Raw genomic sequence first — 14,248 nt, forward strand, 5'->3', positions numbered from 1 at the left:
CCGTTAATGAACAGCACCGCCAAATCGCCAAAATCTGAACAAAAAATCACAAATACTTACACAAATGTACCGTCACAAGGTACCGTTCGTGGCACAATAGGACGTATGGTAGCAAACAATGCGGGTCTCCCCGCCACCCCAGCTGATCTGATCAACGTCGACGAAGTCATCGGCAAGTACTACGACCTCGTCCCCGATCCGAACGTCCCCGAGCAGCGTGTCATCTTCGGCACCTCCGGCCACCGCGGATCGTCCCTGAAGACCTCGTTCAACGAGGCCCATATCGTCGCCATCACGCAGGCCATCGCCGAGTACCGCAAGCAGGCCGGTGTCACCGGTCCGCTGTACCTCGGCTCCGACACGCACGCGCTGTCGGCCCCGGCCAAGAAGACCGCCATCGAGGTGCTCGTCGCCAACGGCGTGCACGTGCGCATCGACTCGCGTGACGACTTCGTGCCCACCCCGGTCGTCTCCCAGGCGATCCTGACCCACAACCGCGCGGCCGACGGCACCCAGCGTTTCACCGGCGAAGGCCTGGCCGACGGCATCGTGGTCACCCCGTCCCACAACCCGCCCACCGACGGCGGCTTCAAGTACGATCCCGTCACCGGCGGCCCTGCCCCGGCCGACGTGACCAACGCGATCGCCGCGCGCGCCAACGAACTGCTCGCCGACTACCGCAACGTCAAGCGCGTGCCGTACGAGGAGGCCATCAAGTCCGACCTCGTTGAGGGCTTCGACTTCCGCGAGCACTACGTCGCCGACCTGGAGAACGTCATCGACTTCGACGTGATCCGCAACTCCGGCGTGCGTCTGGGCATCGACCCGCTCGGCGGCGCGTCCGTGAACTACTGGCCGCTCATCAACGAGAAGTACGGCCTGAACATCGGCGTGGTGCGCCCGACCGTCGACCCGACGTGGCGTTTCATGACCATCGACCATGACGGCAAGATCCGCATGGACCCGTCCTCGCCGTACGCGATGAAGGGCCTCGTGGACGAGCTCAACGCCGGCGCGTGGGACAAGTACGATCTCGTCGGCGGCACCGACCCCGACGCCGACCGTCACGGCATCGTCTGCCCGAACTGGGGCGTGATGAACCCGAACCATTACATCGCCGTGTGCGTCGAGTACCTGTTCGGCGGCAACCGTCCGGGCTGGCCCGAGGGTGCGGCCGTCGGCAAGACGCTCGTCTCCTCGTCCCTGATCGACCGCGTGGCCGCGTCCATCGGCGCGAAGGTCATGGAGGTGCCGGTCGGCTTCAAGTGGTTCGTCGACCCGCTGTTCAAGGGCCAGGTCGCGTTCGGCGGCGAGGAGAGCTCCGGCATGAGCTTCCTGCGTCGCGACGGCCGCGTGTGGACCACCGACAAGGACGGTCTGATCCCCGACCTGCTGGCCGCCGAGATCACCGCCAAGACCGGCAAGAACCCGGCCCAGCTGCACCAGGAGCAGGTGGAGCGCTTCGGCGAGAGCTGGTACAAGCGCATCGACACGCCGACCACGCTCGAGCAGAAGCAGAAGTTCGCCTCGCTGACCGGCGACGACGTGACCGCCACGCAGCTCGCCGGTGAGGACATCACCGCCAAGCTGACCGAGGCGCCGGGCAACCACGCCAAGATCGGCGGCCTCAAGGTCACCACCAAGGACAACTGGTTCGCGGCCCGCCCGTCCGGCACCGAGAACATCTACAAGGTGTACGCCGAGTCGTTCGAGAGCCCCGAGGCCCTCGACAAGGTGCTCGCGGAAGCCTCCGAGGTGGTCGACAAGGCCCTCGGCGAGTGAGCTGACTTGCGGCCGGACGTCATGTGAATGGCATAGGCCGCAGATGACATTGCCGCAGATCGCAGTGGCATCGTAAGCGGGCCGTCGCAACTGATTCCCATGTCGGGAACCATCGCGACGGCCCGCTTTTACATGCCCGGGTACGTTCCGCCAGCATTTTTCGACGGAACGTACCCGTAGACACCGTTAGAGTACGTTCCGTCATATTTTCTCAACGAACCGCACTCAAACCCACTCCTTCGAGTACGTTCCGTCGAACAATCCTGACCGACCGTACTCGTAGACGTCGTATGAGTACGTTCCGTCAAAGATTCTCGACCGACCGTACCCAAACCCAGTCCTTCGAGTACGGTCCGTCAGCAATACACAACCGACCGTACTCGTAGACGTCGTACGGGTACGGTCGGTCAAATATTGTCGACGGACCGTACTCGAAACGGCCGTACGAGTACGTTCCGTCAACTTTTCCTGACGGAACGTACTCGTAGACGTTCCACGGGTACGGTCCGTCATGACTTGTCCAACCGACCGTACTCGTGGATGTTGTTTCGGGTACGGTCGGTTCGGATATACGCAAGCGGGCGGGCTCCCACTGAGATGGGAACCCGCCCGCTTGTTGCGTGTGCGGCTATGTCTGTGTCGTGTCAGCGTATCGGCCCGGATGACCGGCCCGGCTTCGGTCGGCTCCGCAAGAACCGTACCGACAGCCGGGCCGCATCATCGGAATCCGCATCGCTCACGCGCGGCGGCGACTGGCCGCGGCGACGCCGGCCAGGCCGAGCGACAGCACGATCGCGGCGATGATCGCCACACCCTGCACGTCGGCGCCGGTCTTGGAGATGACGTCCTTGTTGCCCGCGCCCGGCTTGCCGGTATCGGCCAGCTTGAGGCCCTTGACGGCGGCCTCGAGCTGGTCGAGCAGCTTGGAGAGCTCATCCTGGTTGGTGACGTTCCACTTGCCGGCCTTGATCTTGGCGACCAGATCGGTGACCTTCTTGGCCGAGTCGGCGGTGTAGCCGCTCAGGTCGGCAGGGATCTTGGCAAGCAGGTCGTCCTTGCGCTTGGCGATGGCGTCGTCCACCGGCTTGAGCGTCAGCTTGGCGGCGGCTGCCTCGAAGGCGGCCTTCGCGGCGTCGAACTCAGCGAGGCTGACCTCGCCCTGACCCTTGGCGGCCAGCGCCTTGAGCGCGTTGTAGGCGTCGACGTAAGCCTTGTAGCTGGCGTCGGTGTAGTCGCCCTGGGCGACGACCTTGATGCCATCCACGTAGGCCTTGATGTCGGCGGTCTTCGCAGCCGGGGCGAGCGCCTTGACCGCGGCGTCGATCGCTGCCACGCGGGCGGCGATCTCCTCAACCGTACCGGAGGCGTAGAGGGTGTCGAGACCCTTCACGTCACCGGCGTCGGCGGCGGCGAGCAGCGCGGCGAGCTTGGCGTAGCTGGCCGTGGTGTACTTGCCTGCGTCGATCTTGCCGGCCTCGGCGACCTTGGCGCGCAGCGCGACGACGGAGACGAGAGCTGCCTTCGCGTCCTTCATGGCCTTGATGTTCGCCGTGTTGAGCTCGGCGTCCTCCTTGGCCTTGTCGCTCTTGGCCTTCGCGATCGCGTCGGTGAGCGCCTTGAAGCTGGCGGTCGTGTACTCGCCGTCGGCGTTGGAGATCTTCTCCATGTCGGCGATGGTCTGGTCGAGCTCCGTGGTGTCGGGCGCCGGGGTCGTGCGCTCAAGGCCGTTCTCGGCGGTCTTCAGCGCGGCGAGCGCGGCGGCGACGGTCTCGGTCGTGCCGTTGACGAGCGCGGCCTTGGCGGTCTTCAGCGCGTCGGCGTACGCCTTCCACGTCTCGGCCGTGTAGTCGGCCTCCTTGTAGTTGGACTCGTGCGCGATCTGCGCCTTGAGCTCCACCACGTTGACGAGCGCGGCCTTGGCGTCGTTGTACGCCTTGACCTTGCCGGCGAACGCGGACGGCTTGGTGTCGGTCGCGTCGATGAGCGCCTGCACCGCATCCTTGGCGCTCTTGAGCGCGTTATAGGAGTCGGTGGTGTAGTCGTCGGCGGAGATTGTGGCGAAGTCCTCGACCGCGATGGTCGCCAGCTCACGCTGGTAGTCGGAGTACTTCAGCGCGGCGATCGCGTCGTCCACGGCCTTCTTGAGGTCGGCGGCGTCGGCGGCGGAGAGGTTGTCGGTGCTCTTGAGCGCCTCCTTGACCTCATCGAGCGCGTCGGAGTAGGCGGCGAACGTGACGCCCGTGTAGTAGTGGTCGTCGTTGTTCAGTGCCTCGTCCACGAGCTTCTGGAGCGCGGCGATCGCGGCGGCGTCGGCCTTCGTCACGGCGGACTCGACGGAGCTGGCGAGCGCCTGCTTGGCGGAGTCGATGGACGCGACGGCGGCCTGCGGGCTGTCGTACACCTTCTGCGCGGCGGCCTTGGCGGCCTCGTACGCGCTCTTGGAGTCGGCGGTCCACGTGGCGGTGTCGACGGTCTTGTCGAGCTCGGCCTTGAGGGCGGTCTTCGCGGCGGTCACGTCGGCGGCCGCGTCGGCGGTGGCGACGGTGATGAACTCGGAGATCTCGGGGATCTTGTCGGTCCACGTGACCTTGACGTTCACCAGCTGCTTGCCGTCGGGCACGTTGAAGGCGTTGATCGCCTGGGAGAGCGTGCCGAACGTCACGTCCTCGACCTTGCCGGAGGTCGCGTCATAGACCTGGCCGGTCACGGTCGCGTCGCTGGCGTCGCCGGACTGCACGAAGCGGAACGACTTGACCTTCGCCGGGTCGCCGATCTTGTAGGTCAGCGAGCCGTTGGCGGCGCTCGGCTTGTACGTGGTGGTCAGGTCGCCGTCAAGCATGGCGCTCGGCGTGTGGCCACGCTCCTCGGTGACGGTGGCGGAGAACGCCGCGTTGGTCTCGGTGGAGACGTACGCGCCCTTGTTCACCATGAACTCGTTGAACGCGAGAGCGCGCACCGGGTAGTTCGCGGTGGCCTTGATGCGCAGGTAGCGCATGCCCTTGCCGTTGGCGATGTCGTCCTTGCCGTAGTACAGCACGTTCGGGTACTGCGAGTCGGTCTTCTTGGCCGGATCGCTGATGCTGCCGAACGAGGAGGTCACGTCGGTGTCGGCGACGCCGTCACCGATGGTGAACGCATCCACCCAGTTCTCGCCGTCGGCCGACATCTGGATCACGGAATCGCGGATGTAGTCGTACTGGCTGTCGGAGGTGTAGATGCGCAGGGACGTGATGTCGATCGGCTGGCCGAGGTCGAAGTCGGCGACGTTGTCCTTGGACGGCTGGCCGGCGAACTTGATGACCGTGTTCATGTCGCCGTCGAACGCGTTGAGGGTGTTACGGGTGTCCGTACCCCAGCTGGTGTTGACGGGGATGTCGGAGTTGATCATCTTGCCGTACACACCGATGGTGTCGAGCGTCACGTTGAACGCGGTGATGGTCGCGGTCGCGGCGGCGTCGGCGGTGTTGACCACGCGGATGTAGCGTGCGGTCGTGCCCTCGGCGAGGTCACCGGACTTGATGTCGGACCAGACGAGGCCGTTGTCGGAGGACTGGAGCTTGAGGCCCGCGGCGTCGCCCACGGTGAGGGTGGCGGCCTTGAGCTTGGTGATGGCGCCGAGGTCGAGGCCCACGTACTTGCCCTTGGCGAGCGAGACGGTGCCTGCGGACAGTTCGGCCTTGCTGTCGTCCTTCGTGGCGGTGAACGTCGAGTTGTCGAGGTTCGTGTACACGTACTTCGTCGCGTCGACGGAGACCGGCGGGTTCACGGTGATCTCGCGCACGCGCCACCACTTCTGGGTCAGTTCCTTGTTGACGACGCGCACGTAGCGGGCGTCGGTGGCGGTGCCCTTGACGGTCACGTCCTTGCCGGCGTTGTTGAACTCGCCGAACTTGGTGAACGTGGTGCCATCGGTGCTGACCTGGACCTCGCCCTTGACGATGATGTCGTCGGAGCTGGACTGGCCCTGTGCCATGGTGACGGAGCCGATCTTCTTGGCCTCACCGAGGTCGAGCGTGATGGACGCGTCGACGATGGTGTGGTCCTTGTCGCCGTCGGAGTCGTCACGGCTGTGGGTCAGCATGACCACCGGGGTGTCGGCGGTGCTGCCGTCGTACAGGCTGGACAGCTGGCCGTCCGCAACGACCTGGTTCTCGATGGTCGCATTGGTGACCGTGTACGGACCGGTCTGGGTCTCGGTGGCCGGGTAGACGGACACTTCGCTCAGACGCCACCACACAGCCTTGCGGGCGCCGTTGAGCAGGCGCACGTAGCGGCCCTTGGCGTTGCCGGTCACGGTGAACTGGGTCTTGCCCTGCAGGTCGCCGAGGTTGGTCCAGTTGGTCTTGTCCTCGCTGACCTGGATCTTGCCGGAGTCGAGGATATCGGTGCTGGAGGCACTGTCGCCCTGCACAACCTTGACGGAGCCGATGGACTTGGACTCGCCGAGGTCGATGATCACCGACGCGTTGGCCGGGGTGTAGTCGCCGTCGGTGGCCTGGAACCACGCGGAGGTGGAGGTGTCGCCGTCGATCGCGTAGTTGGCCGGGTGCGAGGTGGTGTAGTTGTTCGGAACCTTGAGGTTCTCCATCTCGATGCCGGTCGCCGTGTACGGCTCGCCGGTGGTGTCGGTGTCGGCCGCCTTGTTGATGTCGATGCCGGCGAGGTCGACCCACAGGTCAGCCGTGTTGGCCTCGGTGGCGATCAGGCGCACGGCGGTGACGCCTTCAAGGTTGAGCCCGGTGGCCTCGATCGGCTTGCTGTTCGTGACGTTCGGGCGGTCGTAGACCTCGCCGTTCACGTCCTTCCACTCGTTGCCGTCGGTGGTGTACTGGAGCTTCGACTTGTTGAAGTGGTTCTTCTGGGCCGGGCCGAACGCGAAGCGGATCGTGTTCACGGTGATCGGCTGGCTGAACTTCACGCCGATGTAGTCGTCCTTGGCCAGCTTGTTCGGGGTCTGGAACGACGCGATGGTCGAATCGTCACCGTCGAAGATGTCGGACAGGGAGCCGGTGGCCGGCGTGTTGAACTTGTTGGAGATGTACGTCTTGGTCACGACGCTCGGATCGGCGTCCTGCTGGACCTTGGCGGACAGGTAGGAGTCCATGGCCTTGATGAACGGCACGATGTGCTGGACGCCCACTTCGGCGTGCTTGGTTTCGCCCATGTAGTAGAAGCCGTGGCTCTTGGACGCGGTGTACGCGGCCTGCGCGACGGAGTACTGCTTGAGCATGGCGGACGAGTCGCCCTTGAGGGAGGCCTCGATGCCCGCGATGTAGGCGAGCGCCGCCTTGGTGGTGTCGTCCCAGGAGTCGAGCCACGGGCCGAGCTGCTCGTTCGCGTTGGCGCCCGAGTAGTCCTCGGTCTCGCCGATGAGCTGCTTGTTGCCCTTGGCGCGGTAGGTCTTGGCGGCCTTCTGCAGCTTGACGAACGCGGCCTTGATGTCGGTGAGGTCGTCGGCGGTGAGGGTGCCGGCTGTCATCTTCTCCTTGGCGGCGGTCAGCGCGGGGGCCAGGTCCACAGATTCCTGCAACGCGGTGACGCGGGAGTCCATGTTCTGGTTGATCATGTGCTTGCTGAGCTCACGCAGCGCGTTGGACGCGGCGGTCGGCACGGCGGTGTTGTGGTCGACGAAGCTGAACGAGTCGCTCCACGCCTGGTCGGCTTCGGCCTTGGTCTGCCAGATGTTCCACGAGTAGGTGGCGTTGCCGAAGATGGCGACCTTGCTCGGCTCCGACTGCTGCATCGGGTTGAGCATGATGCCCTGGATCTTCTCCGGGTCGACGCCCGGGTGCAGGAACGTGTCGTAGCCACCCATGATGAGGTGGTCCTTCGAGTTGTCGGTGCACGGCCAGTTGATCCACAGGAACGGTCCGCGCTTGGCGTTGTTGTAGAAGGTGTTGACGTAGTTCTGCGAGACCTCGCCCCAGATGCGGCCGCCGGTCATGACGATCTGCACTTCCTTGGGGAAGTTCTGGTAGTAGCTTTCGCCGTTGTACATGTATTCGACGGTGACGAACGGCAGCGTGACCTTGAGGTCGGGGTAGGTCTTCTGCTGTTCCTTCAGCCACGCGACCATGTCATTGAGCAGCTTGGTGTAGTTGGCGCCGCCCACGTTCGCCGCGTCGTCGGCGAGGATGGCGATCTGGCGCACGCCCACCTTGATGGTCTGCAGGAACTTGGCCTGCAGGGTGGCGAGGTCTTCCTGGTAATGCTCGTCGGTGTCGAAGCGGAACGCGTTGTACATGAACGGGTGCAGCGCGAACACGAAGCGGGTCTTCGACTCGTTGCCGGCCTCGGCGAGCGGCTGGATCTTCTCCTTCAGCTCGTCCTCGGTGTACAGCTCACGCCACTTCGCGTTGTGCTTCGGGTCGTCCTTCGGCGCGTAGAAGTAGGCGTTCATCTTGTAGTAGCCGCCGAACTTCATCAGGTTGATGCGGTCCTGCGTGCTCCACGGGTTGCCGTAGTAGCCTTCGATGAATCCGCGGCTCGCCACGTCGGAGTAGTCGGTGACGGTGAAGTTGCGGATGGAGAGGCTGTCGAGCTGGCCGAGCACCTGGTACAGGGTGGTCAGGCCGTAGAAGCTGGCGTCGGTGTCCTTGCCGAGCACGGCGATCGTGCCGTTGTCGGACTTGAGGAAGTAGGAGTCGTTCTTCTCGAACGTGGTTTCGGCCGGGCTGTACTTGGACTCGATGGCGGTGTCGGCCTTGCCGTCGGAGCCGCTGATGCCGACGTAGACGTTGGTCTTGCCTGCGACGGCCTTGTCGGATTCGGTGACCTTGAGGTTCTTCAGGGCCGCAACCTCGTCGAGACGGTCCTGGGTGGCCTCGTCGATGCCGTCATCGTAAATGACGTTGATGTCGCGCAGGATGTACTGCCCGTCATCATAGGTGATGGAGTGCGGTTTCGGGTACAGCGTGTAGTCGGACGATGCCGTCGCCGTATCGTCAGCCGCAACGGCGGTGGACACGCCGACGGCGGCGACCGGGGTGATCGCCATCGCCAACGCGAGCAGACCGCCTAATGCCTTGCTGCGCATACTGGATTATCCTTTCTTCGTCGGCGCATGGGAATACGCCGAAATCTGAATCCCTCATCCTTGACTGGCCGCCACGATGCCGCTTTACACCGTGACGACGGGAACTTTCATGAGTTCATCTGGTGGTGTTCACTATATCAGTATATATAGTTAACAAAATAACGCGACCTTTTTCGCGCGTCTGTGTTTCGGAGGTGTTTCCGACCTGATTTCCCGTGTCCAAGCACCCGGATTCCCGGATTGATGGCGCGGTTTGCCCGTTTTTCGCCGCGGAAACGGGCAAACCGCACCATCAACCGACAGCATTCGCTCCCCCGACCACGCCGCCGCCTACGCTTGGAGCACATGACCATCACCGTATCGACAGACGGAAGCGCCCTGGGCAATCCGAACGCTGAGCCGTCAAACGGACAGCCCGGTGGGCTGGCCGTAGGCGAAGTGAGCGGGCGCGCAGTCTGCGCCCGCGAAGGGGCCGTGAGGATTGACCAGAAAGCGAGTCGCACATGACCATCACCGTATCGACAGACGGAAGCGCCCTGGGCAATCCGAACGGCCCCATGGGCTGGGCCTGGGCCGACCATACACCGAACGCCGCGCACACCGACGGCCACGAGCATGACGGCGACTGCGACGCGGGCGGCGCCACGAACGGCACCAACCAGATCGGCGAGCTGTGCGCCGTGCTGGAGGCGTTGCGCGCGCATCCCGGCGCCGAGCCGCTCGTCATCGAAACCGATTCGCAGTACGCGATCAACTGCTCCACCAAGTGGGTGCACGGCTGGAAGAAGAACGGCTGGAAGAACTCGCAGAAGAAGCCGGTGAAGAACGCGGCGCTCATCAAGGCGATCGACGCGGAGCTGACGCGGCGACCCGGCTCGGTGCGGTTCGTGTGGGTCAAGGGCCATGCGGGCAACACCGGCAACGAGAAGGTCGACGAGCTGGCGCGTACGTACGCCGGCGACTGCCGCAGCGGCGTACGGGAGGGGTATCTGCCGTTGGAGGGCTGGCAGTCGCTGCTGGCGAGCGAGTATGCGAAGGGCACGCACGTGCCCGAGGACGCGCAGATGCTGATGGACGGCCGGATTTCGGCGGACGAATATCATCTCGGCCGCGGCGAGGAGTCCGGCGGGGCATCCACCGGATCGTCGGCTGCCGCGTCCTCCGGCAAACGGCAGGTCGGCGGTGCCGGTAAGCCGTCGCTCGCCGATCTGCTCGCCGAGCCGGAAGGTGTACCGGAACTGTACGGCGGCAAGGATCACGATGCTGCCACGCCATCGGACAAGGCGACGAACGCCGCGACCGCGCAGACGACGGCGGGTGCCTCGCCGGATGTCACGCACGCTGTGATATCTAACGCGACGACCGCTGTTCCGGCAGGCACCACGGCAGACGATGCCACCGCTGCCACGACAGACGGCACCACCGATGTCACGGCGAGCGCCAGCCGTGACAGTCGGTCCGCCGCAACGCCAGCGACACAGCAGCGACCGCAGCAGGCAGCCGGAGTCGCACCGACATCAGGCGACAGCGCCACGCCCACGCCTGCCGCAACGCAGCCGACCGGCGGACTGCGCCCGACCGCGCTCGCGGTCTCGGGCACGTTGCGTTTCTCTCCCCCGCCGTCATCAAGCCCCACGTATGACGGCAGGCCGCGCGTCATCCACGGACTGGTCGCCGTGGACGGCTATGTGAACGGCGACGGCACGATCACGATCGGCGACGCGACGTTCTACATGCGTTGAGACGCCGCTGCGTGCGGTATCGCACGGCGGCGTGTTCCCGTACAGCGGACGGACGTCGGCGGCCGTCAGACATGTCGATAATATAGAGGTGGGTTCGAGACGCCGCTCCGGCGCCGACGAATGCAGCACTATCGAAGGAGTTACGTTATGGATAAGGCACAGCAGGACGCGCTGAAGAAGGCGGCTGGCATCGAAGCCGCCAAGCTGATCGAGAACGGCATGATCGCGGGCCTCGGCACCGGCTCCACGGTCCGCTTCCTGGTGGACGAGCTCGGCCGCCGCGTCAAGGAGGAGGGCCTCGAGTTCACGGGCGTCACCACCTCCCGCCGCACGCAGGAGCAGGCCGAAGGCTACGGCATCAAGATCGTCGACATCGATGACGTCGACCACATCGACATCACCATCGATGGCGCCGACGAGGTCGACAAGAACTTCAACGGCATCAAGGGCGGCGGCGCGGCCCTGCTGTGGGAGAAGATCGTGGCGACGAACTCCAACAAGATCGTGTGGATCGTGGACGAGTCCAAGGTCGTGGACACCATCGGCAAGTTCCCGCTGCCGGTCGAGGTGATCCCGTTCGGCGCCGGCCACGTGATCAAGCGCTTCGAGGCGCGCGGCTACAAGCCGACGCTGCGTCTGGACGCCGAGGGCAAGCCGGTGCGCACCGATGAGAACAACTACGTGGTCGACCTGCACCTCGACCGCATCGACCACCCGCAGGACCTGGCCGAAGACCTCATCACCACGGTCGGCGTCGTGGAGCACGGCCTGTTCCTCAACATGGTGGACAAGGTCATCGTCGGCGACCCGGACGGCCCGCGTGTGATGACCAACAGCAACAAGTGACGTCGCACTAGCGAAACGACACTAGCGAAACAGCACAGGCGCGCCGGATATCGGACACGGTATCCGGCGCGTTCGCATATCCGGACCGCCACTCCAGTCGTCTCGCCACGCTCCCCCGAGTACGCTCCGTCGATATTTCCCAACCGACCGTACCCGAATCGCCCTCTCCGAGTACGGTTTGTCGAAAACTCTGAACGGACCGTACTCGTAACTACACCTCCGGGTACGTTCCGTCACCATTTCCCAACCGACCGTACTCAAACCGACCTCTACGAGTACGTTCCGTCAAGAATTGTCAACGAAACGTACCCAAACCAACCTCCCCGAGTACGTTCCGTCGAAAATCCTGAACCGACCGTACTCAAACCGACCTCCCCGAGTACGGTCGGTTGGGTGAGTGCGGCGGAATCCGGAGGACGCGGGGATAAGAAAAGCCCTCCTGCGAATCTTGCGATTCGCGGGAGGGCTTGGGCTCACCGAGTGAGCGAAAAGACTACTTGCGCTGGTGGCGAGTCTTACGCAGCAGTTTGCGGTGCTTCTTCTTGCTCATCCGCTTGCGGCGCTTCTTGATGACCGAACCCATCGTCAGCCTCCCTTAGTCGTGTAAAGTTTGCAACTTGCCCAATGGTACACGCATTGACGGACTTACACGCCGAGACGGTTCATCAGGCGGCCGGCAACCCGCGTCACAGCGGGAACGAGGGGTAGAACCTCAGCACCGATTCCTTGCCTCCGGTCACCTCGAACACCGCCGTGTCGTTCTGCCACAATGCCGTAGCCTGCTTGCCGTCGGCGTCCGCATGCACGGTGTAGGTGCCGGTGGTCTTGCCGGAGACCTTGACGTTGCCGGATTTCAGCTCCTTGCCGGTCAGGTTCTCCGCGAGCGCATCATACTGCTTCTTCGCCGTGTCGGAATCGGACCACTGGCCGACGATCACGGTGACGTCCTTGGACTTCGTGCCGGTCGAGTACGTGATCGTGTATTCCTCCAGCGGCGACGCGGACTGCCACGTCTCGCTGGTGCCCGCCTTGGTGCGCGCATAGTTGAGCACGCTGTCCGGCATGGCCTTGAGCAGTTCGGTCGCGTCGTCCGGCAGTTTCGTCGCCTTGATGCTCGGCTTGGTGGGCTCCTTCGCGGTCTGCTGCTGCACCTGCTCGACCTCATCGGTCTTGTTGAGTGCCCAGCCGGGCCATACGAACGCGGACAGCAACGCCAGCACGACGACCGCCGCCACGACGGTCATCACCGTGACCAGCTTGCCGTGCGACGGCGAGCGGCCATGAGGGTCGTGCGCAGAGGAGGGGGACGACGGAATCTGAGCGGTACTGCGAATCTGAGCCATGGTGCGATTGTCTCACGGCCGCATGACGCGCACCCAACCGTCGCAATCAGCTGAATCCACCGGCCGCACCGACCGTGTGTGGTAGTGTCGCGGTATGGCGAAATCGACGACGCGGTACGTATGCAGCGAATGTGGTTGGGACGGTCTCAAATGGGTGGGCCGCTGTCCGCAATGCGGCCAGTGGGGCACGGTCGAGGAGTTTCATGAGGCCCGGCCGGCCGCCACATCGTCGCGTACGGCGGCACCCGGCCGCACGTCGCGTACGCAGGCGGCGACGGCGACCGCCATCAGCGCCGCGACGCCGATCACGCAGGTCGACACGTCCACGGCGGCGCGGCTGGCGACCGGCTTCGGCGAGTTCGACCGTGTGCTCGGCGGCGGCATCGTGCCCGGCTCGGTGGTCCTGATCGCCGGCGAGCCGGGCATCGGCAAGTCGACGCTGCTGCTCGAGACGGCCGGCAACATCGCCGCCGCACGGCCGGACGGCAAGGTCCTGTACCTTTCCGGCGAGGAGTCGCAGGCGCAGGTGCGGCTGCGTGCCGCACGCATCAACGCGATGGAGCCGAACCTGCTACTCGCCTCCACCACCGACCTGGCCACCGTGCTGGGGCTGATCGAGCGGGAACGGCCGACGCTGGCGATCGTGGATTCGGCGCAGACCATCGTCTCGCAGGACGTGGATGGCATCTCCGGCGGCTCCACGCAGGTGCGCGAGGTGGCAAGCGCACTGATTGACACGGCGAAGACACTGGATGTGCCGGTGCTGCTGGTCGGGCACGTCACCAAGGACGGCTCGATCGCCGGTCCGCGCACGCTCGAACACCTGGTGGATGTGGTCTGCCAGTTCGAGGGCGACGCGGAGACGGCGCTCAGGATGCTGCGCGCGGTGAAGAACCGCTTTGGGCCGACCGACGAGGTGGGCTGCTTCGACATGAGCGGCGAGGGCATCGAGGAGGTGAGCGACCCGTCCGGACTGTTCCTGTCATCGGCGGACGAGCAGGTGGAGGGTACGTGCGTCACGTTCACGCTGGACGGGCATCGCAGCCTGCCGATCGAAATCCAGGCGCTGGTAACGAATTCGGTGCTGCCGACGCCGCGCCGCGCCGTGGTGGGCGTGGAGGCGAACCGCATCGCCATGCTCACCGCCGTGCTGTACCGGCACGGCAAGGTGAACCTGCTGGCGAACGACCTGTATGTGTCGACGATCGCCGGCGGACTGGCGAAGGAGCCGGCGTGCGATCTGGCGATCGTCGCCGCGTTGGCGAGCGCCGCGAAGGCGAAGCCGATCGTGCGGTCGATCTGCGCGATCGGCGAGATCTCGCTCACCGGGCAGATCCGCCCGGTGCCGCGGCTGGAGCATCGTCTGCGCGAGGCGGCGCGGCTGGGGTTCACCGTGGCCGTGGTGCCGCCGACGCGCAAGAAGGTTGCCATCGAGGGCTTGCGCATCGTCGAAGTGACGCACCTGCGCGACGCGTTGGATGCGCTGAAGGTGATCTGAT

At 64.8% G+C, this 14,248-nt stretch carries 7 protein-coding genes; 4 read left to right on the plus strand and 3 right to left on the minus strand.

Annotated elements, in window-relative coordinates; translation table 11 throughout:
• Positions 1-105 precede the first annotated feature (105 nt).
• Positions 106-1,782, plus strand: a complete 1,677-nt coding sequence (pgm, locus tag F7D09_RS02920; protein ID WP_152233938.1) for a phosphoglucomutase (alpha-D-glucose-1,6-bisphosphate-dependent) — start codon at positions 106-108, stop codon at positions 1,780-1,782.
• A gap of 736 nt (positions 1,783-2,518) precedes the next feature.
• Here the strand turns inward: pgm and F7D09_RS02925 are convergent.
• Entirely contained in the window at positions 2,519-8,818 is a 6,300-nt protein-coding gene (locus tag F7D09_RS02925) for a beta-N-acetylglucosaminidase domain-containing protein (RefSeq protein ID WP_152233939.1), read from the minus strand.
• A 503-nt stretch (positions 8,819-9,321) separates the two neighbouring features.
• Between F7D09_RS02925 and F7D09_RS02930 the strand changes: the two genes are divergently transcribed.
• Together F7D09_RS02930 and rpiA are read left to right on the plus strand one after the other, a co-directional pair.
• The gene (locus F7D09_RS02930; protein WP_152233940.1) at positions 9,322-10,560 is read left to right on the plus strand and encodes a ribonuclease H family protein; all 1,239 of its coding nucleotides are present in this window, start codon (positions 9,322-9,324) and stop codon (positions 10,558-10,560) included.
• Positions 10,561-10,707: 147 nt separating this feature from the next.
• Positions 10,708-11,406: a ribose-5-phosphate isomerase RpiA gene (gene rpiA, locus F7D09_RS02935; protein WP_152233941.1), complete on the plus strand. Its 699-nt coding sequence runs from the start codon at positions 10,708-10,710 to the stop codon at positions 11,404-11,406.
• Between the two features lie 493 nt (positions 11,407-11,899).
• Here rpiA and F7D09_RS02940 read toward each other — a convergent pair whose 3' ends face one another.
• Entirely contained in the window at positions 11,900-11,989 is a 90-nt protein-coding gene (locus F7D09_RS02940; protein ID WP_004268639.1) for a 30S ribosomal protein bS22, read from the minus strand.
• 103 nt (positions 11,990-12,092) lie between these two features.
• Positions 12,093-12,650: a hypothetical protein gene (locus tag F7D09_RS02945; protein ID WP_193312305.1), complete on the minus strand. Its 558-nt coding sequence runs from the start codon at positions 12,648-12,650 to the stop codon at positions 12,093-12,095.
• A gap of 193 nt (positions 12,651-12,843) precedes the next feature.
• Between F7D09_RS02945 and radA the strand changes: the two genes are divergently transcribed.
• Entirely contained in the window at positions 12,844-14,247 is a 1,404-nt protein-coding gene (gene radA / locus F7D09_RS02950; protein ID WP_152233943.1) for a DNA repair protein RadA, read from the plus strand.
• Position 14,248 lies beyond the last annotated feature (1 nt).

Origin of the sequence: Bifidobacterium leontopitheci, from assembly GCF_009193355.1 — a bacterium.
GTDB classification, from domain to species: domain Bacteria; phylum Actinomycetota; class Actinomycetes; order Actinomycetales; family Bifidobacteriaceae; genus Bifidobacterium; species Bifidobacterium leontopitheci.